This is a genomic window from Halomonas binhaiensis (assembly GCF_008329985.2).
Lineage (GTDB): Bacteria > Pseudomonadota > Gammaproteobacteria > Pseudomonadales > Halomonadaceae > Halomonas > Halomonas binhaiensis.
In genome coordinates, this window is the sequence record NZ_CP038437.2 from 39,684 (window position 1) to 58,062 (window position 18,379).

Annotated in this window: 20 protein-coding genes; 12 read left to right on the forward strand and 8 right to left on the reverse strand. The window is 57.4% G+C overall.

The window, feature by feature from the left end; translation table 11 throughout:
• Nucleotides 1-4 precede the first annotated feature (4 nt).
• Entirely contained in the window at nt 5-1,912 is a 1,908-nt protein-coding gene (gene dxs / locus E4T21_RS00185; RefSeq protein ID WP_149282428.1) for a 1-deoxy-D-xylulose-5-phosphate synthase, read from the forward strand.
• Nucleotides 1,906-2,682, forward strand: coding sequence for a co-chaperone DjlA (gene djlA, locus E4T21_RS00190; RefSeq protein ID WP_149282430.1), 777 nt, complete (start codon nt 1,906-1,908; stop codon nt 2,680-2,682). Before dxs ends, djlA begins: the two co-directional genes overlap by 7 nt.
• 35 nt (nt 2,683-2,717) lie before the next feature.
• Here the strand turns inward: djlA and E4T21_RS00195 are convergent, their stop codons facing one another.
• Entirely contained in the window at nt 2,718-3,635 is a 918-nt protein-coding gene (locus E4T21_RS00195) for a LysR family transcriptional regulator (protein ID WP_149282432.1), read from the reverse strand.
• A 139-nt stretch (nt 3,636-3,774) separates the two neighbouring features.
• On the opposite strand from E4T21_RS00195, the gene E4T21_RS00200 reads away from it, so the two are divergent.
• The 3 genes from E4T21_RS00200 to E4T21_RS00210 all read left to right on the forward strand — a co-directional run bounded on the left by E4T21_RS00200 (nt 3,775) and on the right by E4T21_RS00210 (nt 8,294).
• A complete protein-coding gene (locus E4T21_RS00200; RefSeq protein WP_149282433.1) occupies nt 3,775-4,797 on the forward strand; it encodes an aldo/keto reductase in 1,023 nt (340 codons plus the stop codon).
• 192 nt (nt 4,798-4,989) lie between these two features.
• Nucleotides 4,990-6,534 (forward strand): Na+/H+ antiporter NhaC family protein, encoded by a 1,545-nt coding sequence (locus tag E4T21_RS00205; protein ID WP_149282435.1) that lies wholly within the window; start codon nt 4,990-4,992, stop codon nt 6,532-6,534.
• A gap of 218 nt (nt 6,535-6,752) precedes the next feature.
• Nucleotides 6,753-8,294 carry a bifunctional GNAT family N-acetyltransferase/carbon-nitrogen hydrolase family protein gene (locus tag E4T21_RS00210; protein ID WP_149282437.1) on the forward strand — a complete coding sequence of 514 codons (1,542 nt, stop codon included), beginning with the start codon at nt 6,753-6,755 and terminating at the stop codon, nt 8,292-8,294.
• A 69-nt stretch (nt 8,295-8,363) separates the two neighbouring features.
• On the opposite strand, the gene E4T21_RS00215 is transcribed toward E4T21_RS00210, so the two are convergent.
• On the reverse strand, nt 8,364-8,633 hold the full coding sequence (locus tag E4T21_RS00215) for a hypothetical protein (protein WP_149282440.1): 270 nt from the start codon (nt 8,631-8,633) through the stop codon (nt 8,364-8,366).
• A gap of 296 nt (nt 8,634-8,929) precedes the next feature.
• Entirely contained in the window at nt 8,930-9,565 is a 636-nt protein-coding gene (gene ribA, locus E4T21_RS00220) for a GTP cyclohydrolase II (protein ID WP_149282442.1), read from the reverse strand.
• Nucleotides 9,566-9,711: 146 nt separating this feature from the next.
• Between ribA and hemE the strand changes: the two genes are divergently transcribed.
• The 3 genes from hemE to gloA2 are packed head-to-tail and all read left to right on the forward strand — an operon-like array spanning nt 9,712 to nt 11,585.
• Nucleotides 9,712-10,788 carry a uroporphyrinogen decarboxylase gene (gene hemE, locus E4T21_RS00225; RefSeq protein WP_149282444.1) on the forward strand — a complete coding sequence of 359 codons (1,077 nt, stop codon included), beginning with the start codon at nt 9,712-9,714 and terminating at the stop codon, nt 10,786-10,788.
• Between the two features lie 19 nt (nt 10,789-10,807).
• Nucleotides 10,808-11,179, forward strand: coding sequence for a VanZ family protein (locus E4T21_RS00230; protein WP_149282446.1), 372 nt, complete (start codon nt 10,808-10,810; stop codon nt 11,177-11,179).
• Between the two features lie 4 nt (nt 11,180-11,183).
• Nucleotides 11,184-11,585 carry an SMU1112c/YaeR family gloxylase I-like metalloprotein gene (gene gloA2, locus E4T21_RS00235; protein WP_149282448.1) on the forward strand — a complete coding sequence of 134 codons (402 nt, stop codon included), beginning with the start codon at nt 11,184-11,186 and terminating at the stop codon, nt 11,583-11,585.
• A gap of 15 nt (nt 11,586-11,600) precedes the next feature.
• On the opposite strand, the gene E4T21_RS00240 is transcribed toward gloA2, so the two are convergent.
• Together E4T21_RS00240 and E4T21_RS00245 are read right to left on the reverse strand one after the other, a co-directional pair.
• Complete coding sequence (locus E4T21_RS00240) at nt 11,601-13,106, reverse strand: YifB family Mg chelatase-like AAA ATPase (protein ID WP_149282450.1); 1,506 nt, start codon at nt 13,104-13,106, stop codon at nt 11,601-11,603.
• A 95-nt stretch (nt 13,107-13,201) separates the two neighbouring features.
• Entirely contained in the window at nt 13,202-13,516 is a 315-nt protein-coding gene (locus E4T21_RS00245; protein WP_149282453.1) for an accessory factor UbiK family protein, read from the reverse strand.
• A gap of 407 nt (nt 13,517-13,923) precedes the next feature.
• Between E4T21_RS00245 and E4T21_RS00250 the strand changes: the two genes are divergently transcribed.
• The 3 genes from E4T21_RS00250 (at nt 13,924) to glnK (ending at nt 16,112) form a co-directional block, all read left to right on the forward strand.
• On the forward strand, nt 13,924-14,262 hold the full coding sequence (locus E4T21_RS00250; RefSeq protein ID WP_149282455.1) for a P-II family nitrogen regulator: 339 nt from the start codon (nt 13,924-13,926) through the stop codon (nt 14,260-14,262).
• 51 nt (nt 14,263-14,313) lie between these two features.
• The gene (locus E4T21_RS00255) at nt 14,314-15,564 is read left to right on the forward strand and encodes an ammonium transporter (protein WP_149282457.1); all 1,251 of its coding nucleotides are present in this window, start codon (nt 14,314-14,316) and stop codon (nt 15,562-15,564) included.
• Nucleotides 15,565-15,773: 209 nt separating this feature from the next.
• Entirely contained in the window at nt 15,774-16,112 is a 339-nt protein-coding gene (glnK, locus tag E4T21_RS00260) for a P-II family nitrogen regulator (protein WP_149282460.1), read from the forward strand.
• 129 nt (nt 16,113-16,241) lie between these two features.
• Here glnK and E4T21_RS00265 read toward each other — a convergent pair whose 3' ends face one another.
• Both E4T21_RS00265 and E4T21_RS00270 read right to left on the reverse strand, forming a co-directional pair.
• Nucleotides 16,242-16,475, reverse strand: a complete 234-nt coding sequence (locus E4T21_RS00265; protein WP_149282462.1) for a DUF3820 family protein — start codon at nt 16,473-16,475, stop codon at nt 16,242-16,244.
• 101 nt (nt 16,476-16,576) lie between these two features.
• Entirely contained in the window at nt 16,577-16,879 is a 303-nt protein-coding gene (locus E4T21_RS00270) for a putative quinol monooxygenase (protein WP_149282464.1), read from the reverse strand.
• Between the two features lie 108 nt (nt 16,880-16,987).
• Between E4T21_RS00270 and E4T21_RS00275 the strand changes: the two genes are divergently transcribed.
• Complete coding sequence (locus tag E4T21_RS00275; protein ID WP_149282465.1) at nt 16,988-17,392, forward strand: VOC family protein; 405 nt, start codon at nt 16,988-16,990, stop codon at nt 17,390-17,392.
• An 84-nt stretch (nt 17,393-17,476) separates the two neighbouring features.
• Here E4T21_RS00275 and E4T21_RS00280 read toward each other — a convergent pair whose 3' ends face one another.
• Nucleotides 17,477-18,253: a ferredoxin--NADP reductase gene (locus tag E4T21_RS00280; protein ID WP_149282467.1), complete on the reverse strand. Its 777-nt coding sequence runs from the start codon at nt 18,251-18,253 to the stop codon at nt 17,477-17,479.
• Nucleotides 18,254-18,379 lie beyond the last annotated feature (126 nt).

The window sequence follows — 18,379 nt, forward strand, 5'->3', positions numbered from 1 at the left end:
TACCATGAAGTTGTTTGACACTATTCCGACCAAGCGGCCAACCACCCCGTTGCTCGACACTCTGGATACTCCAGATGCGCTACGGGCCATGTCCCAGGAACAGCTGCGTGCTGTTGCCGATGAGCTGCGTGCCTATCTTCTCTACAGTGTGGGGGTGTCTGGAGGCCACTTCGGGGCTGGATTAGGCGTGGTCGAATTGACCGTGGCACTGCACCATGCCTTTGCCACTCCCCATGATCGCCTGGTGTGGGATGTCGGACATCAAGCGTATCCACACAAGATTCTTACCGGTCGGCGCGAGGCCATGACCGGTATCCGCCGCTATGGTGGCCTGGCCGCTTTCCCGCGTCGCGCGGAATCCGAATATGACACCTTTGGTGTCGGCCATTCCAGCACTTCGATCTCGGCTGCACTGGGCATGGCCCTGGCATCGCGTGCCAGCGGCGAGAAGCGACGTGTCTGCGCGATCATCGGTGATGGTGCCCTGACCGCAGGGATGGCCTTCGAGGCCTTGGCCCATGCGGGGCACCTGGATGCCAACCTGCTGGTGGTGCTCAACGACAATGAGATGTCGATCTCGGAGAATGTCGGCGGCATGGCCAGCTATCTGGCGCGTATTCTGGTCAGCAAGCCGTATTTGAGCATGCGCGAGAACAGCAAGAAGGTGTTGTCGCACTTGCCTGGTGCGCTGGAACTGGCTCGGCGCACCGAGGGGCACATGAAGGGCATGGTCAGCCCCGCGACCCTGTTCGAGGAGATGGGCTTCAATTATGTCGGTCCCATCGATGGCCATGATCTTGAGGCCCTGACCCTGGCGCTGCGCAGCATGCGTGATCTGGATGGCCCGCAGTTCCTGCACGTGAAGACGCGCAAGGGGCGCGGTTTCCTGCCTGCAGAGTCCGACCCCATCGGTTATCACGCCATCACCAAACTGGAACGTCCCGACGAGGCGAACAAGAGTGATGACGCCAAGCCGGCTGATCAGGGAAAGCCCAAGAAAAAGAAGTATTGCAGTGTCTTCGGTGATTGGATCTGTGACATGGCAGCAGGCGACTCGCGCCTGATTGGCGTCACACCTGCCATGCGCGAAGGCTCTGATCTGGTGCGCTTTTCCAAGGAATATGCCGATCGTTACTACGATGTCGCTATCGCCGAGCAGCATGCTGTGACCCTGGCGGCAGGCATGGCCTGTGAAGGCATGAAGCCTGTGGTGGCGATCTATTCCACCTTTCTCCAGCGCGGTTATGACCAGCTGATTCACGATGTGGCGGTGCAGAATCTGGATGTCACCTTCGCCATCGATCGTGCGGGTCTGGTGGGCGAAGACGGTCCCACTCACCACGGTTCGCTGGACCTGAGCTACCTGCGCTGCGTTCCCGACATGGTCGTGCTGGCCCCGGCAGATGAAGCCGAGTGTCGTGCCATGCTGAGTGCCGCTTATCAACATCCCGGACCTGCGGCAGTGCGCTATCCGAGAGGTACCGGCCCTGGAGTGCAAATCCCCGCAGGGCTTGAACCCATGCCGATCGGCGTGGCCGAGCAGAGGCGTCAGGGTAGCAAGGTAGCGCTGTTGGCCTTTGGTAGCCTCAACACTCCGGCTGCCGAGGTGGCCGAGCGTCTGGATGCCACGCACATCAACATGCGTAGTGTGAAGCCGCTGGATCGCCAGGCTGTGCTGGATGCAGCGCGGGAGCATGAGTTGCTCGTAACCTTGGAAGAGAATGTGGTCGCTGGTGGTGCAGGAAGCGGTATCAACGAACTGCTGTTTGCAGAGGGTGTCCAAGTGGCGGTGCTCAACCTGGGCTTGCCGGATGCCTTCGTCGAGCATGGCACTCCAGCGGAACTGCTGCGTGACTGCGGCCTTGATGTTGAGGGCATCGAGGCATCGATTCGCAAGAGGATTTCATTTTGACCCTGATTCTGATTGGTGCTCTTCTCGGTTTCTTTGTGGGCGGCCCCTTTGGTCTGCTCATCGGTGGTGGCCTGGGCTGGTGGCTGAGTGGACGGCTGAGTGGTGGCCTGAAGATGGGCCGAGGACTGCTGGAAATGCAGCGCCAGTTCCTGGATTCCACTTTTGCCGTCATGGGAGCCTTGTGTCAGGCCGATGGCCAGATCAGCGGCAATGAGCGCCAAGTGCTAGAACAGCTGTTCCTGCGCCTGCGCCTGCCTGAAGCTGCCAAGGCGGATGCACGTGCGGCATTCGAACGTGGCACATCCGCGGACTTTGATCTGGATGGCGAACTGGCCAGGGTGGCACGCCTGACTCGCAGTCAGCCGGCCCTGCGACAGGTTTTTCTCCAGGTTCAGCTGTCCGCCATTGCTGCCGATGGGGTGCTGCATCCTGCTGAAGAGCAGATGATCATGCGTGTGGCGCGTGGTCTCGGCTGCTCTGCGGCGGAGATTGCCCAGATCGAGGCCATGCTGCGAGGCGCCACTCAGCAAGGGGCGGGCACTGCCGAGAGCCAGAGCTCCCTGGATGACGCCTACAAGGTGCTGGGCCTTGGGCCTGATGCCAGTGATAGTGAGCTCAAGCGCGCCTATCGCAAGCTGATGAGCGAGAATCATCCAGACAAGCTGGCCAGTCGTGGTCTACCGGAGAGCATGCGAGAGGTAGCCGAGGCCCGCACAGTGGAGATCGGCAACGCTTATCAGCGGATTCGCCAGGCGCGTGGCCAGGCCTGAGAAAGCCTCTTCAGCGTTCATACCGTTCCTTCCCTTCATGTGGTTTCTGCACCATCGAACTGGGCCAGCAGACGTCGGGCCAGGTGTTGCGCCTCGGTGTCGTCCTTGCGCCAGGCCAGGGCGACATTCAGGTCGAGGGCGGCCCAGTCTTCGGTAAGGGGCCGCATCATCACGCCTTCTCGCCGCGTGGTCAGAAAACTTTCTGGGATCAATGCGACCCCCTCGCCAGCGGCAACGGCGGCCAGCAGGTGGTGATGATCCGTGGGCTCTTCCCGACGGGGCGGATGGTAGCCCGCCAGCCGGAATACCTGGTCACAATGATCGAAGTAGGCTGGATTTCCCCGCCGTGCAAACCACAGCAGCGGCGTATCGTTCAGTTGCTTGAGATCGACCTTTTCGGTCTTTGCCAGTGGATGAGAAGTGGGTAGTGCCACCCACTGGGGTTCGCATTTTATCACCCTTACCACCACGCCCTCAGGTACTTCATTCGGCAGTCCAATGAAGGCCAGTTGCAGGCGCCGCTCCATTTCCCAGTCCAGCAGTCTGGCGAGTAATTCTCGAGACGACTCCCGAATGACCGTCACCTGAGAGTCCAGCAACGTGGTCAGTGTCTGCTGAGTAGGGAAGGCCAATGGGTCCAGTGCTGATGTCATGCCAAGTGTGACGGCAGACGTATCGTGGCTGCCCAGTTGGCGAGCCTCATTGCAGGCGGCCTCGATTTCACTGAAGCAGGGTCGCAGGCGTGCCGCCAGGCGCTCGCCGGCAGGTGTCAAGGTGACGCGCCGGGTAGTGCGCTCGAACAGCTTGACGCCTAGCTCGGCTTCCAGCGCCTGGATACGCCGGGTAAGGGGAGGCTGGGAAAGATTCAGCTTGGCTGCCGCCTGACGGTAATGCCCCGTGTCGGCGACAGCAAGGAAACTGAGTAAGCGTTCGCAATGGATTCGATAGGTCATGAGGGCAACTGATGCTCTGTGGGTATCAAAGTATCGGCAATTCTCTTTGCTATCTCCAGCAGGCAGGATGAGTGACGTTCCCGGCCGGAATGTCCTTGATCCATCGGTGGTTTGAACAAAGTCTCATCAGAGGTGATTCATGACACATTCTTCTTCTCTCAATGCTGTTCGCGCCCTGGGCAACTCACTGCGTGTTTCTCCCATGGGGCTAGGCTGCATGGGGATGTCGGAGTTCTATGGACCGAGCGATGATGCTGCTTCTATCGATTTGATTCATGCGGCTCAGGACGCGGGCATCAGCCTGTTTGACAGCGCGGATACCTACGGCCTCGGCCACAATGAAAGCCTGCTTGGCAAGGCGTTGGGGGCACGGCGAGCAGAGGTTGTGGTGGCGACCAAGTTCGGGATCGTGCGCAAGCCAGGGCATTATGAACGTTCGCTCAGGTCGGATCCGGCCTACGTGCGCAGTGCCTGTGAAGCATCGCTCAAGCGTCTCGGCACCGAGACCATTGACCTCTATTACGCGCATCGCCTGAACCCCCAGGTGCCGGTGGAAGAAACCGTCGGTGCCATGGCAGACCTGGTCAAGGAGGGCAAGGTGAGAGCCCTGGGGCTGTGCGAGGTCTCGGTAGCGACCCTGGAACGAGCCTGTGCTGTACATCCGATTGCTGCACTGCAGAGTGAATATTCATTATGGACGCGGGATGTGGAAGCCGAGATTCTGCCAGCCTGCCGTCGCCTGGGTGTCTCCCTGGTGGCCTATTCTCCACTGGGGAGAGGTTTTCTCAGTGGCGCTATCCATTCACGCGAGCAACTGGCCGAGGATGATTTCCGTCGCCATGCTCCTCGTTTTTCCGAAGACAATCTGGCTGGCAACCGGTGCCTGCTTGCCCGTCTTGAGGCGTTCGCCCAACAGCGCGATGCCACTCCGGCCCAGATCGCCCTTGCCTGGCTGCTGGCTCAGGGAGACGATATCGTGCCGATTCCCGGGACGCGTCGTGTCGCGCGGTTGAACGAGAATATCGCGGCGGCTTCGGTAGCTCTCAGCAGCGAGGAGGTCGCTCAATTATCACAGTGGTTCCAGCCAGAGGCTGTCCGTGGAGAGCGCTACACCAAAGAAGGCATGAAGGGGATAGAGGTCGATACCCGGTTGCCTGATTAAAAGAAGAAGCATGTCCGGGAAGTCTCTTCCCGGACACCTGTTTCCAAGGATGTGACATCGAGGTTGCCGTTTGTGTCGGTAACACCTAGGATGCCCCGCTGTTCCCCACCTTGGCTTGTGCCAGGTGTCACGAAATGCAGGCATTCAGGCTGCTTTATTCGCGAATATCGACAAGAACCCTGGAGACTTCCGATGTCCTTCGGACTCTTTTCCCTGCTGCCACCGTTGCTGGCCATTGTGCTGGCATTGGCAACGCGTAATGTGATTCCCGCATTGTTCTGCGGCGTCTGGCTCGGTGCCACCATGCTGGCGGATTACAATCCGGCTGCTGGCTTCTATAACAGTTTTTCCGACTTCATCGTGCCGAGCATCGGTGACGAGTGGAATGCCACGGTATTGATCTACTGTGGCTTGTTCGGGGTGTTGATCAGTGTCCTGCAGCGTACAGGTGGCGCGCATGCCATTGCCCAGGCCATCTCACGCAAGGTCAACACCGCTCGTGGTGCCCAGGGCGCCTCGTTGGGGCTGGGCATGCTGATCTTCTTCGAGGACTACTTCAATGCACTGACAGTAGGCAGTGTCATGCGGCCGATTTCCGACCGCATGAAAGTGTCTCGCGAGAAGCTGGCCTATATCGTCGATTCGACATCGGCTCCCATGTGCCTGCTGGGTCCGGTATCCACCTGGGTGGTGTTCGTCATGGGGTTGATCGGAACCCAGATGACGCAGATGGATATCAGTGGTTCCGAATATTTACTCTACCTGTCGACGATTCCGCTGAATTTCTATGCTTGGCTGGCGCTGGGCATGATTGTGCTGATTGTTGTCACACAGTGGGATTTTGGTCCTATGGCGCATGCCGAGCGTCGTGCCCGGGAAACCGGCAAGCTGATGGAGGATGGCGCCAAGCCTCCGTCCGATACCGAAGCCATGGCGCTGCATGCACCCAAAGAGACGGCCAAGAAGCGCAACATGCTGGTGCCGATAGCGGTATTGCTGGTGATGATTCCACCTCTGTTTCTATGGACAGGCGACTATGGCAACAGTGACCTGGTCACTGCTGTAGGTAATGCCGATGGGGGCCAGTCGATCCTGATTGCTACCATGCTTGCCGTGATGGTTGGCCTGGGCATGGGGATGCAACAGCGGCTCTTCGGATTTCGTGAGGCCATGGACATCCTTGTCGATGGCATCAAGAGCATGACGCTGGTTTACATCATTCTGGCACTGGCCTGGTCCATCGGCAGTGTGACCTCTGAGCTGGGAACCGCGGATTACCTGGTGACACTGGCACAAGCCAACATTTCGCCAAGTCTGGTGCCGGTCCTGCTGTTCGCGATTGGCGCCGTGGTGGCATTCACCACGGGCACTTCGTATGGCACCTTCGCGATCATGATACCCATCGCGATGCCGGTAGCTGCTGCCATGGATCTGCCGATGGCCCTGGCTATCGCTGCTGTGCTCAGTGGAGGCATCTTCGGCGACCATTGTTCACCGATTTCCGATACCACCATCCTGTCCTCGGCAGGGTCCAGCTGTGACCACATCGATCATGTGCGCACCCAGTTGCCTTATGCGGCGACGGCAGGAGTATCGGGCATGCTGGCCTTCTTTGTGGCTGGCCTCTTCGGCACCTTGATCGGAGCCCTTGTCGGTGTGGCATCTCTGGTGAGTATTGCGCTGCTGCTGAGAGCCCTCTGGCAGCCTGGTATGGCAGGGAAGGCACGGCTCAACTGAGCGGCCGAAGACCGATAACGACGCCACCAACATCCGGTACCTGTCATGCAGGTGCCGGATGTTTGTTTATATACCGCTGGCAGGTTGTCGCTGTCATTTGCTCTTTCTGCGCGGCATGGCCCGAAGCTTATGCCGTTGCGCTAGTACGAGGCGGAGTGTAAAGGGGCTGATCCATGAGCATGGTAGTCTTGCGGTAAGTCTTTGGAGGAAGATGTGCCATGTCCCTTGATAATCTCCAGCTCAACCTGCGCAACCTGACACCAGAAGATTACCCGCAGCTCAAGCGGCTCATGGATCAGGTCTACCACGACATTGGTGGCGCATGGCCACAGCGCACCATAGAAAAGCTGATCAGTGAATTCCCGGATGGACAGATCGTCATAGAAGATGACGAGAAGCTGGTGGGTGTTGCCCTGACGGCACTGGTGAAGTACGACAAGTTTTCCAACCCGCATCGCTATGATGACCTCATCGGACAGCGTGACACCATTCAGAATGATGCCGATGGTGATGCCATGTACGGCATGGATGTGCTGATTGATCCCGCCTATCGTGGCTATCGTCTTGGCCGGCGGCTGTATGAGGCACGCAAGGAGGTATGTCGACAGCTCAATCTCAGGGCTGTGTTAGCGGGCGGCCGTATCCCCGAGTATCACAACGTTTCCGATGAAATGTCTCCGCGTGAATACATTGACAAGGTGGCACGCAGAGAACTGCACGATCCCATTCTATCCTTCCAGCTGGCCAATGATTTCCAGGTCAAGCGCCTGATGCGCAAGTATTTGCCTGAAGATGAGAAGTCACAGGGGTACGCCACTCTGCTGGAGTGGAACAACATTCTTTATGAGCCGGCTGAACTGATGCTCGAGAGCCGCCCCACACAAGTGCGTGTAGGTGCGGTGCAATGGCAGATGCGAGAGTTCGTTTCGGTCGATGCCGTCCTGCAGCAAGTGGAGTATTTCGTTGATGCACTGTCCGGTTATCAAAGTGATTTCGCTGTATTCCCGGAACTGTTCAATGCTCCGTTGATGGGCCTGCAGGATCGTGCGGCCCAGCAGGATCAAATGGCAGCAATCCGCTTTCTGGCCGGGTTTACCGAACATTTCAAGACTGAAATGTCCCGCATGGCGGTGGCGTACAATATCAATATCGTTGCCGGGTCGATGATCGAGGAAGGAGAGGACGGACGTCTCTATAACGTTGCCTACCTGTGCCACCGTGATGGCACGCTGGAGAGCCAGAGCAAGCTGCATGTCACGCCTCAGGAGCGCCGGGACTGGGTGATTGAAGGGGGAAGCAACCTGCAGGTATTCAACACTGATGCCGGTCGGGTTGGCATTCTGATCTGCTATGACGTGGAATTTCCTGAGCTGGGGCGACTTCTGGCTGATCAGGACATGGATGTTCTGTTCGTGCCGTTCTGGACGGACACCAAGAATGGCTATCTGCGTGTGCGCCATTGTGCCCAGGCAAGGGCTATTGAAAACGAGTGCTACGTGGTCTTGTGTGGCAGCGTAGGCAATGTACCGTCCATCGAGAACCTGGATATTCAGTATGCCCAGTCATCGGTTTTCTCACCGTCGGATTTCGCCTTCCCACATGATGCAGTGATGGCCGAGACAACGCCGAATACCGAGATGATCATGTTCTCGGATCTTGATTTGTCTCGCTTGATGGTGGTGCGTAATGAGGGGTCTGTGACCAACCTCAAGGATCGTCGCAAGGACCTGTTTGATTTACGTCTGAGGCACAAGTCCTGAAATTACCGGGGAGTCCCATAAGAATGGGAACTCCCCGTACGGAAAGGACTTCTTGATAGAAGTAACCAATCAGCTGTTTGTAGCTTCGCGAGCCAGGCTCAGTTCACCAACAGTGAACTCGGTGGCGTGGTTCTGCTCTTCGATCAGTTTCTGACGTGCCTTGACCATGGCAGCACTGCCGGAAAGATGAGTGGGCTCGAAATTGCCTTGTGCAGTGGACTGTTCAGCGCTGGGCTGGCCCTGGTTCAGGGACAGAGCACGTTCTGTGGCAGGGTCGGCCTGAGCCACCAGGGGCAGAGCAGCGATAAGCAGGGCGGAAAGTGCGATCTTGGTTTTCATGTTTGTCTCTCCAATCAGAGAAGTGGGCTGATGGAGGCCATTATGCGGCTCTTTTTGTTAGTTAACTAACTATCTATTTTAATCGAGCTGATTAGATATGTCTATTGCTGTCCCAGCAGCAAAAAACGCCGCCAGGATCAGCTCTCGGCAGCGTTTTTTACTGATCAGCTACTTTTTGTGATAACTCTTTACGAAGAGGTCAGCTTACGAAGAGGCCAGCGCAATTGAAGAGGGGCTGGTCAACTGTTGGGGTAGTTTCAGCAGGAGTTTGGGAATAGCTATCTTGAAAATAGCCATCAGGGCTTGCGTTCGATATCCACATCATCTGCCAGCTGGAAGTCATCCAGTGCCATCATGTGGCCAAGCTTGCCTGCCTTGGTGGAAAGATAATGTTCATTATGCGGATTGAGGCCCGTCGTCAGAGAGACGCGCTCCACCACATCCACGCCGGCTTGTGTCAGGGCATCGACCTTGCGTGGGTTATTGGTCATCAGACGTAATCCATTGACCCCCAGATGTTCGAGCATCGGGATACACAGGTCATAACGGCGCAGGTCGGCAGCGAAGCCAAGGCGCTCGTTAGCTTCCACGGTATCTGCACCCTGATCCTGTAGGTGGTAGGCCCGGATCTTGTTCAGCAGGCCAATACCACGGCCTTCCTGGCGCAGATAGAGAATGACGCCACGTCCCTCGTCTGCGATACGCTTCATGGCTTCCTGGAGTTGATAGCCACAGTCACAGCGCATGGAGAACAACGCATCCCCCGTCAGGCACTCGGAATGCACCCGACCAAGCACTGGCTGGCCGTCATCCAGCTTGCCGAGTGTCAAGGCAACGTGATCCTTGCCAGTGGCTTCATCTTCGAAGCCATGCATGGTGAAAGTGGCCCAAGGAGTGGGCAGGCGAGAGGCGGCGATGAAACGGATCGTCACGGGGTACCTCGAAATCTAGACCACGGCTAAGCCGACAGGTGGGCGATCATTCTATCAGGATAAGACGTAACCCTCACGAATCGTCATCATGATGGTTGTTCATAAGGTACAATCGAGCGACATTCTTGTCCGCGGATGACGTCAGCATGGAACTCAAGAACGATCGCTTTCTGCGCGCTCTGGCGCGCCAGCCGGTAGACCGTACTCCGGTGTGGATGATGCGCCAGGCCGGCCGTTATCTGCCTGAGTACCGTGAAGTACGTGGTCAAGCCGGTAGCTTCATGGACCTGTGTCGTGATACGGCGCGAGCCTGTGAAGTCACCTTGCAGCCACTGGAACGTTACCCACTGGATGCCGCGATCCTGTTCTCGGACATTCTGACCATTCCCGATGCCATGGGGCTCGGACTGTACTTCGAAGCGGGCGAAGGGCCAAAGTTCCATAAACCGGTACGTACCCCCGAAGACGTGGCGGCGCTGACAATACCGGATATGGGACGCGATCTCGATTATGTCATGCGCGCGGTTACCACCATCCGCCGTGAGCTGAATGGACGAGTCCCGCTGATTGGCTTCTCTGGCAGCCCCTGGACACTGGCGACTTATATGGTCGAGGGTGGTTCGAGCAAGGATTTCAGGCACGTCAAGTCCATGCTCTACAGCAACCCGGATGCCATGCACCAGCTGCTTAATGTGCTTGCCCAGGCCGTCACCGAATATCTCAATGCCCAGATTCGTGCAGGAGCCCAGGCAGTACAGATTTTCGATACCTGGGGAGGGGCGCTTTCCACTCCGGCCTATCACGAGTTTTCCTTGAGCTACATGGAGCAGATCATCGCCGGCTTGATCAAGGAGCACGATGGACGCCCGGTGCCTGTGATCATGTTCACCAAGAACGGTGGGCAATGGCTGGAGGATATGGCGCGGACCGGTGCCACCTGCCTTGGTCTGGACTGGAGCACGGAACTGTCCAGTGCGCGCGCGCGGGTCGGTCACAAGGTCGCGTTGCAGGGCAACATGGATCCTAATGTGTTGTTTGCCAGCCCCGCTGCCATTCGTGCCGAAGTTGGGCGTATTCTCGATAGCTTTGGGCACGGTCCTGGCCATGTGTTCAACCTGGGACATGGTATCAACCAGTTCACTGATCCTGACAATGTCCTGGCCTTCATGGACGCATTGCATGAGCTGAGCCCGAACTACCATCGGCAGATTGCTGTCGGCTGAGACGCAGGCGGTGTGTGACATGTGGATATTGCGTCGTAGTCAGATAGCCTGGATGCTGCTGGCGCTGCTTGTGGCAGCGCTGATCGGCTGGGGTAGCCTGATGCCAGGCGATGACCTGCCTGAACAAATGCCCTGGGATAAGGTCAATCACTTCGTTGGCTATGCGGCCCTGTCATTTCTGGTCTGGTGCACCATACGTCGCCATTGGCGTGCCTGGTGGCTTGCCTTTGCCTATGGCGTATTGATTGAGCTGGCTCAGATGTTTGTGCCTGGTCGCCTGGGAGGAGATCTCGGAGATATTCTGGCCAATGCGCTAGGAGCGGGGGCGGGTGTCATGCTGGCTCTGGCCCTCGCTGGCATGCGAAAAGTCTTTTTGCCAAGGAATAGCTGATTTCATGACGTTACCGCTGAGCTGTGTCCACCATGTTGCCTTGATCACTGCCGATTACGATAAATCCAGGCGCTTTTATATCGATGTGCTCGGTGCCCAGGTATTGAACGAGGTCTATCGCGAAGCGCGCGACAGCTACAAGCTTGATCTCATGCTACCTGGCGGCATACAGCTGGAACTGTTCTCTTTTCCCTCGCCGCCACCCAGGCCCAGCTATCCAGAGGCCTGTGGCCTGCGTCATCTGGCTCTGGCTACCACGGATATTGATACCTGCGTGGTGCAGCTCGAACAGCGCGGCGTTGTGCCTGAGCCCATTCGCATTGACGAATATACAGGCGCACGCTTCACCTTCTTCTGTGATCCGGATGGTACGCCCATCGAGCTGTATGAAGTGGCGTCTTCCTGACCTTTTTCAGCCGCCTCATCCTCGCTTCAGCATCCGGTCCAATTGGCGGTAGCCGATAGCTTCGATCAGTTGTTCGCGGCCCGGATACTTGAGCTCGGAAAGGTCTGCCAGGGTCAGGGCAACACGCAATATTCGATGGTAAGCACGGGCCGAGAGCTTCAGGCGTTCCAGGCTTTCGGCCAGCCATGCACGATCTTCGGCTTTCAGGCCGCAGGCATCATCTAGCGCTCGGCCGGAGAGCTGAGCATTGAGCCCTCCGCGTTCCTGTTGTCGCTCTCGGGCCGCTTGCACACGCTGGCGCACTGTATGCGATGACTCTCCTTGCTGTGTCGATGTCAGTTGTGCTGCAGGAATGGCGGGCACCTCTACCTGCAGGTCAATACGGTCCAGCAAGGGAGCCGAAAGGCGTGACTGGTAACGCTGGATTTGTGCGGCGGTGCAGACACATGACTGGCGCGGATCGCCAAGATGCCCACAAGGGCAGGGGTTCATCGCGGCTACCAGCTGGAAACGTGCTGGATAGCGACGCTCATGGCTGGCGCGGGCAATATGAATTTCGCCGGACTCCATCGGCTCGCGCATGACTTCCAGCACATGGCGGCTGAACTCCGGCAGCTCATCTAGAAACAGCACGCCCAAATGGGCCAGGGAAATCTCCCCTGGACGGGGCTTTCCACCGCCCCCTACCAGCGCCACGGCGCTGGCTGTATGGTGCGGAGCACGAAAGGGGCGCCGTCCCCAGTCCTGTTCCAGAGGCAATCCTGTCACAGAGCGAACGGCAGCCACTTCCAGGGCCTCGTCCTTGCTCAGGGGCGGAAGAATGCCTGGCAAGCGGCTGGCCAGCAGGGTCTTGCCAGTACCGGGGGGGCCGGCAAACAACAGGTTATGGCCTCCTGCTGCCGCTATTTCCAGTGCTCGACGAGCCTGGTGCTGGCCGCGGACATCGGCCAGGTCTAGTGTTTCGGCCTGGGGCGTTCCTGCACCGTGAAAAACATGCGAAGGAATGAGGGACTGGCCATTGAGATGTGCCACGACCTCCAGCAGGTGTCGGGCTGGCAGTATCTCCAATCCATCGACGAGGGAGGCTTCGTCAGCGTTATCCACTGGAACAATCAAGCGTTTGCCGGCTCGGCGGGTGGCAAGTGCAAAAGGAAGAATGCCTGTAACAGGACGCAGGTGGCCATCCAGGGCCAACTCACCAACACATTCCAGGCCATTTAGCGCTTCATTGGGGAGCTGGCCGGAGGCTACCAGTAGACCCAGGGCGATGGGTAAATCAAAACGTCCCCCTTCCTTGGGCAGATCCGCGGGCGCCAGGTTGAGAGTGATTCGGCGCAATGGAAAATCGAAACCAGAAGTAGTCAGCGCGCTGCGTACTCTTTCCCGGCTTTCCTTTACTGCTGTTTCGGGCAGTCCTACCAAGGTCATACCGGGTAGTCCGTTGGCCAGATGTACTTCCACCTGTACTTCAGGGGCATCCAGCCCCAAGCCCGCCCGCGTCGAGATAACGGCTAGCGTCATGGGCGTTCCCTCGCCAGATCACTGTCCGAATGATAATGACGCGAGTATGGTGCGCTGTATGTCAGGCGTTTCCTATATCATCAGGATTCTTTATATCAGGATTCTTGTTCGCCAATTTGTGTCGTGCCTTTTTCCTTGGCGCCATCGGTGGATGCTGAGTTGGCGCCCTGCTCGATCAAGGTCTCAAGCGCGGCGACCTGCTTTTCCAGTGCCTCCACTCGGCTGCGCGTGCGTTGCAGCACATCCATCAGAATGTCGAAGTCTTCGCGAGAAACCAGTTCAAGACGGTCGAAGGCGCCTTTTACCACCTGCTGTACACCCTTCTGGATGTCTTCCGGGGCCTGAGACGCACCCTGCAGACGCTCTCCAATTTGTTGTGCCAAGCGGCTGATGCGCTCGTGGGTGACCATGATGCTTCTCCTCAATGTAAACAGCTGTTGTCGTACAGGATACGCAACCCCAGACCCCCACGCATGTTTTCGTATTAACTCGAGTGCTGCATGCGTCATGCCGAGCTCGGACACGCTCATGTATTGGCGTGCATTTCACCAAAAGGGCTTATTTTGATGACGGGCATGCTGCACTGCCAAAAGAATTGCCCCTTCGTGGAGCGCGTTCGTTTATGCAAAGCACTATCTTGGTGCGTGGCGTTCGGGCCTTTTCACTTCTGCATCTGAAATCATGTCGAGGATTGGCGATAACTATCTAAAAATAATGGGGTTCTTGTGTTGTTGGCACACTTTGCGCTTAACCAATGCATAACATGCACTGTACGGCATCATGCCGCTAACCCCCTGTAAGAGGGAGCATCGCCATCATGAAGTTGATCACTGCCATCATCAAACCCTTCAAGCTGGACGACGTGCGCGAGGCACTTGCAGACAACGGCGTCCAGGGGATTACCGTTACTGAGGTCAAGGGCTTCGGCCGCCAGAAGGGCCACACCGAGCTGTATCGTGGTGCCGAGTATGTGGTCGATTTTTTACCCAAGGTGAAAGTGGAAGTCGCCATCGACGAGTCGCGTCTGGATACGGTCCTGGAAGCTATCTGCAATGCCGCCAACAGTGGAAAGATCGGTGACGGGAAGGTTTTTGTCACCGCTCTGGAAGATGTCATTCGCATACGAACCGGTGAACGCGGTTCTGACGCTGTTTGATTTGCGGCTCTTTTTGCTCCGTACCGACCCGACATTACAGAGAGAATATCAATGGTCGACATCAGTGAACTGAGCTACGCGCTCGATACGTTCTACTTCCTTGTCTGTGGCGCGCTTGTCATGTGGATGGCCGCAGGCTTCGCCATGCTCGAGGCCGGCCTTGTCCGAGCCAAGAACACCGCCGAAATCCTGACCAAGAACATCGTGCTGTTTGCCATTGCCTGCACCATGTACCTGCTGATTGGTTACTACATCATGTATTCGTCCGATGCTGGCGGCTTCCTGCCCAGCCTGGGCTTCCTGCTGGGGGATGAGAATACCGTCGATGCAGTGCTTGCAGGCGGTGAAGATGCCCCCTACTACTCTGCTCGTGCAGACTTCTTCTTCCAGGTCGTGTTCGTCGCAACGGCCATGTCGATCGTCTCAGGCGCCGTGGCTGAACGCATGAAACTGTGGGCTTTCCTGGCCTTCGCCGTGGTCATGACCGCTTTCATCTACCCGGTTTCCGGTTACTGGACCTGGGGTGGCGGCTGGCTGTCCGAGCTGGGCTTCTCGGACTACGCAGGCTCTGGCATCGTGCACCTGGCGGGTGCTGCCGCGGCGTTGTCCGGTGTGCTGATCCTTGGCCCGCGTCGTGGCAAGTACGGCAAGGACGGTGCCATCTACGCAATTCCTGGTGCCAATCTGCCGCTGGCTACGCTGGGTACCTTCATCCTGTGGCTGGGTTGGTTCGGCTTCAATGGTGGCTCGGAGCTGAAGGTGTCTGATGTGACTTCAGCCAACCACATGGCTCAGGTGCTGGTGAATACCAACGCTGCAGCGGCTGGAGGTGTGCTTGCTGCCCTGGTGCTGGCCAAAGTGCTGTTCCGCAAGGCTGACCTGACCATGGCGTTGAATGGTGCCATTGCTGGCCTGGTTTCCATCACTGCCGACCCTCTTTCACCGAGTGCCCTGAGCGCTACTCTGATCGGTGGACTTGGCGGCCTGCTGGTCGTGCTATCCATTATCTCTCTCGACAAGCTGCGCCTTGATGACCCGGTTGGTGCGATTTCTGCCCATGGTGTGGCGGGGATCTGGGGCGTCCTGGCGGTACCTCTGAACAATGCTGACGCTACCTTCGGTGCTCAGTTGATCGGTATCGCAGGAATCTTTGTCTGGGTATTCGTGGCCAGTGCGATCGTGTGGCTGATCATCAAGGCTGTCATGGGTGTCCGTGTCAGCGAAGAAGAAGAATATGAAGGCGTCGATCTGGCCGAATGTGGTCTCGAAGCCTATCCCGAGTTTAACGTCGCCAAGAAGTAACCTTGAGGTTACCAGCGACACCAGTGAGCTGGCGTGCTCCACCTGGCCCCTTCGGGGGCCTTTTTTATTTCTGCCCGGCAGGGGTATGCTTGGTCTCAGAATCCGTCAGGTGTGCTGTTGTATATTGCAAGCCACCTTCATTACGGAAAGCCTTGGACCGCATGAAGCGGTGACAGGCCTTCCCCAGAGAACAGGAAGAGGAAGACACCATGAAGCTGGTGACCGCGATTATCAAGCCATTCAAGCTCGACGACGTGCGCGAGTCGCTCTCGGAAATCGGCGTCCAGGGTATCACCGTGACGGAAGTCAAAGGCTTCGGCCGTCAGAAAGGCCACACCGAACTGTATCGTGGTGCTGAGTATGTGGTGGACTTTCTGCCCAAGGTGAAGCTCGAGGTCGCTGTGGACGATGGGATGGTCGACCAGGTCATCGATGCGATTACCTCTGTTGCGAATACCGGCAAGATTGGCGATGGCAAGATCTTCGTCACTGCGCTGGAGAAAGTGATCCGTATTCGTACAGGTGAAGTCGACAAGGACGCCGTGTAAGCATCACGCTGATCCGAACCATCATGCAGGGCTGTTGGCCGCGTTCACGATACGCTCAGGTACCATGAACGCGACCAGGGCAGGCATATCACATCTTCTATAGCGCTGGCGCGTGGGCAGCAGTCTCCATCAAGAGTGCGTGGTTATGCCGGCTGTCCGGCGCAACGGCTCCAGCAGGTAGCTCAGGCCGTTGTGGTCAATTTCGTGCATGATGGCGAGCAGGCGGCCAATCTCACCTTGGGGAAATCCCTCGCGGGCAAACCAGTTGAGATAGGGGCCAGGCAGGTCCGCGATCAATGTGCCCTCGTATTTTCCGAAAGGCATACGCAGTGCCACCAACCGTTCCAGGTCCTCGGGTTTCATTTTACCTCCAGGGCAAGATCTCTACGCAAGACGCCGGTATTCCATAATGCTGCGCTGAGTTGCGAGTAGCCATTTGTCATCAGCGCTGATGCAGCGTTCCCTTACCGTTCTGGGTTCAAGGCCAGGACATCCGCGCGTGTCACGCTCTGGGAATCGATCAAGGGCGTCACTATCTGGCGGGATGCCCGATAGTGCGGTGTTTCCTTGTGGGCCGCCAGTGCCTGCTCATCCTGATAGACTTCATACAGGTGGAAGCAGTCAGGTGTCTCGCGATCCTCGATGACGTCAAACACCAGGCAGCCGGGTTCCTCGCGTACCGACGCCTGGGCATTTTCCAGCATGGCAGCAAGGAAGCTTTCCCGGTTGCCGGGCTTCAATTGTGTTCTGACAATAATACAGTACATCTTGGCTCCTGATGGGGTGGGTTGCGTGGTTGCATCATTCCGCGCAGACTGCGGTATTTGGAAAATATTTCCACACAAACAGTATCCAACCTATCAGGAGCTCGCAACATGTCTCGTCCCGCCCCTCTGAATGGCATTCGCCACATTGCGCTACAGGTCCAGGATCTCGAGGCTTGTGAGCGTTTTTATGTCGACTTTCTGGGAATGCGCATCCTGCGTCGTGCCCATGCGGACCTGGTCTATCTGACGCTGGGCAACGACAATTTTTCCCTCAGTCGTGCAAAGGAACCGACCGGGGGAGATCCGCAACGTCTCGACCATTTTGGCTTTGTCGTCGACCAGCGAGAGGATGTCGATGCCTGGCATGACTACCTGGCTGCTGCTGGCGTTCATATCACCCGTGGTCCACATGATCATGCGGATGGCGGGCGCAGCTTTTATTGCCTGGATCCTGATGGCAACAGTGTTCAGCCGTTGTTTCATCCGAGTGTATCGGGGCAGCGGCTGGTTTGACGCTTGCCGAAAACACGAAAACCCCGAGCTGACGCTCGGGGTTTTCGTGATGAATCGCTGAGTGCGACGGCGGTTGGTGCCGACTTATTTCTCGACGAAAGCGCGCTCGATCACATAGTCGCCGGGCTCACCCATGCGCGGAGAGATGTTGAAGCCGAGTTCGTCGAGCAGGGCACTGGTCTCGTCGAGCATGGCCGGGCTGCCGCAGATCATGGCACGATCCTGCTTGGGATCGATGGCCGGAAGGCCTGCGTCAGTGGTCAGCTTGCCGCTGCGGATATGATCCGTCAGGCGTCCCATGGTGTGGAAGTCTTCGCGGGTCACCGTGGGGTAATAGACCAGTTTCTCGGCGATTTCCTCACCCAGGTACTCGTGGGCAGGCAGTTCCTTGGTAATGAAGTCGGCGTAGGCCAGCTCACTGACGGTACGCACGCCGTGCACCAGTACCACTTTCTCGAAGCGCTCGTAGACTTCCGGGTCCTGAATCAGGCTCATGAAGGGAGCGAGGCCGGTACCAGTGGACAACATGTACAGGTTACGGCCCGGCAGCAGGTCGTCACATACCAGGGTACCGGTAGGCTTGCGGCTGACCATGATCTGGTCGCCTACCTTGAGGTGCTGCAGGCGAGATGTCAGGGGGCCGTCCGGGACCTTGATGCTGAAGAATTCAAGGTGGTCTTCGTAGTTCGGGCTGGCGATGGAATAAGCGCGCATCAGCGGCTTGCCTGCCACTTCGAGGCCGATCATGACGAACTGACCATTCTTGAATCGCAGGCTGCGATCGCGAGTGGTGCGGAAGGTAAACAGGCTGTCGTTCCAGTGATGCACACTGAGAACTTCTTCCAGGGCAAACTTGCTCATGCCAGCTCCTTGAGAATGGTGCTCTATATATTCCAGTGAGGAATATAAGGTTGTCTATAGGCTTGCTGGTGATTCTAAGGCGTGGGGCGTTATCTGTTAAATGGATTGTATGGATATCACTTATCT

Coding starts and splice junctions, on each gene's coding strand:
- dxs (WP_149282428.1), top strand. CDS start 5: ATGAAGTTGTTTGACACTATTCCGACCAAGCGGCCAACCACCCCGTTG.
- E4T21_RS00195 (WP_149282432.1), bottom strand. CDS start 3,635: ATGACCTATCGAATCCATTGCGAACGCTTACTCAGTTTCCTTGCTGTC.
- E4T21_RS00200 (WP_149282433.1), top strand. CDS start 3,775: ATGACACATTCTTCTTCTCTCAATGCTGTTCGCGCCCTGGGCAACTCA.
- E4T21_RS00205 (WP_149282435.1), top strand. CDS start 4,990: ATGTCCTTCGGACTCTTTTCCCTGCTGCCACCGTTGCTGGCCATTGTG.
- E4T21_RS00210 (WP_149282437.1), top strand. CDS start 6,753: ATGTCCCTTGATAATCTCCAGCTCAACCTGCGCAACCTGACACCAGAA.
- E4T21_RS00215 (WP_149282440.1), bottom strand. CDS start 8,633: ATGAAAACCAAGATCGCACTTTCCGCCCTGCTTATCGCTGCTCTGCCC.
- hemE (WP_149282444.1), top strand. CDS start 9,712: ATGGAACTCAAGAACGATCGCTTTCTGCGCGCTCTGGCGCGCCAGCCG.
- E4T21_RS00230 (WP_149282446.1), top strand. CDS start 10,808: ATGTGGATATTGCGTCGTAGTCAGATAGCCTGGATGCTGCTGGCGCTG.
- gloA2 (WP_149282448.1), top strand. CDS start 11,184: ATGACGTTACCGCTGAGCTGTGTCCACCATGTTGCCTTGATCACTGCC.
- E4T21_RS00240 (WP_149282450.1), bottom strand. CDS start 13,106: ATGACGCTAGCCGTTATCTCGACGCGGGCGGGCTTGGGGCTGGATGCC.
- E4T21_RS00245 (WP_149282453.1), bottom strand. CDS start 13,516: ATGGTCACCCACGAGCGCATCAGCCGCTTGGCACAACAAATTGGAGAG.
- E4T21_RS00250 (WP_149282455.1), top strand. CDS start 13,924: ATGAAGTTGATCACTGCCATCATCAAACCCTTCAAGCTGGACGACGTG.
- E4T21_RS00255 (WP_149282457.1), top strand. CDS start 14,314: ATGGTCGACATCAGTGAACTGAGCTACGCGCTCGATACGTTCTACTTC.
- glnK (WP_149282460.1), top strand. CDS start 15,774: ATGAAGCTGGTGACCGCGATTATCAAGCCATTCAAGCTCGACGACGTG.
- E4T21_RS00265 (WP_149282462.1), bottom strand. CDS start 16,475: ATGAAACCCGAGGACCTGGAACGGTTGGTGGCACTGCGTATGCCTTTC.
- E4T21_RS00270 (WP_149282464.1), bottom strand. CDS start 16,879: ATGTACTGTATTATTGTCAGAACACAATTGAAGCCCGGCAACCGGGAA.
- E4T21_RS00275 (WP_149282465.1), top strand. CDS start 16,988: ATGTCTCGTCCCGCCCCTCTGAATGGCATTCGCCACATTGCGCTACAG.
- E4T21_RS00280 (WP_149282467.1), bottom strand. CDS start 18,253: ATGAGCAAGTTTGCCCTGGAAGAAGTTCTCAGTGTGCATCACTGGAAC.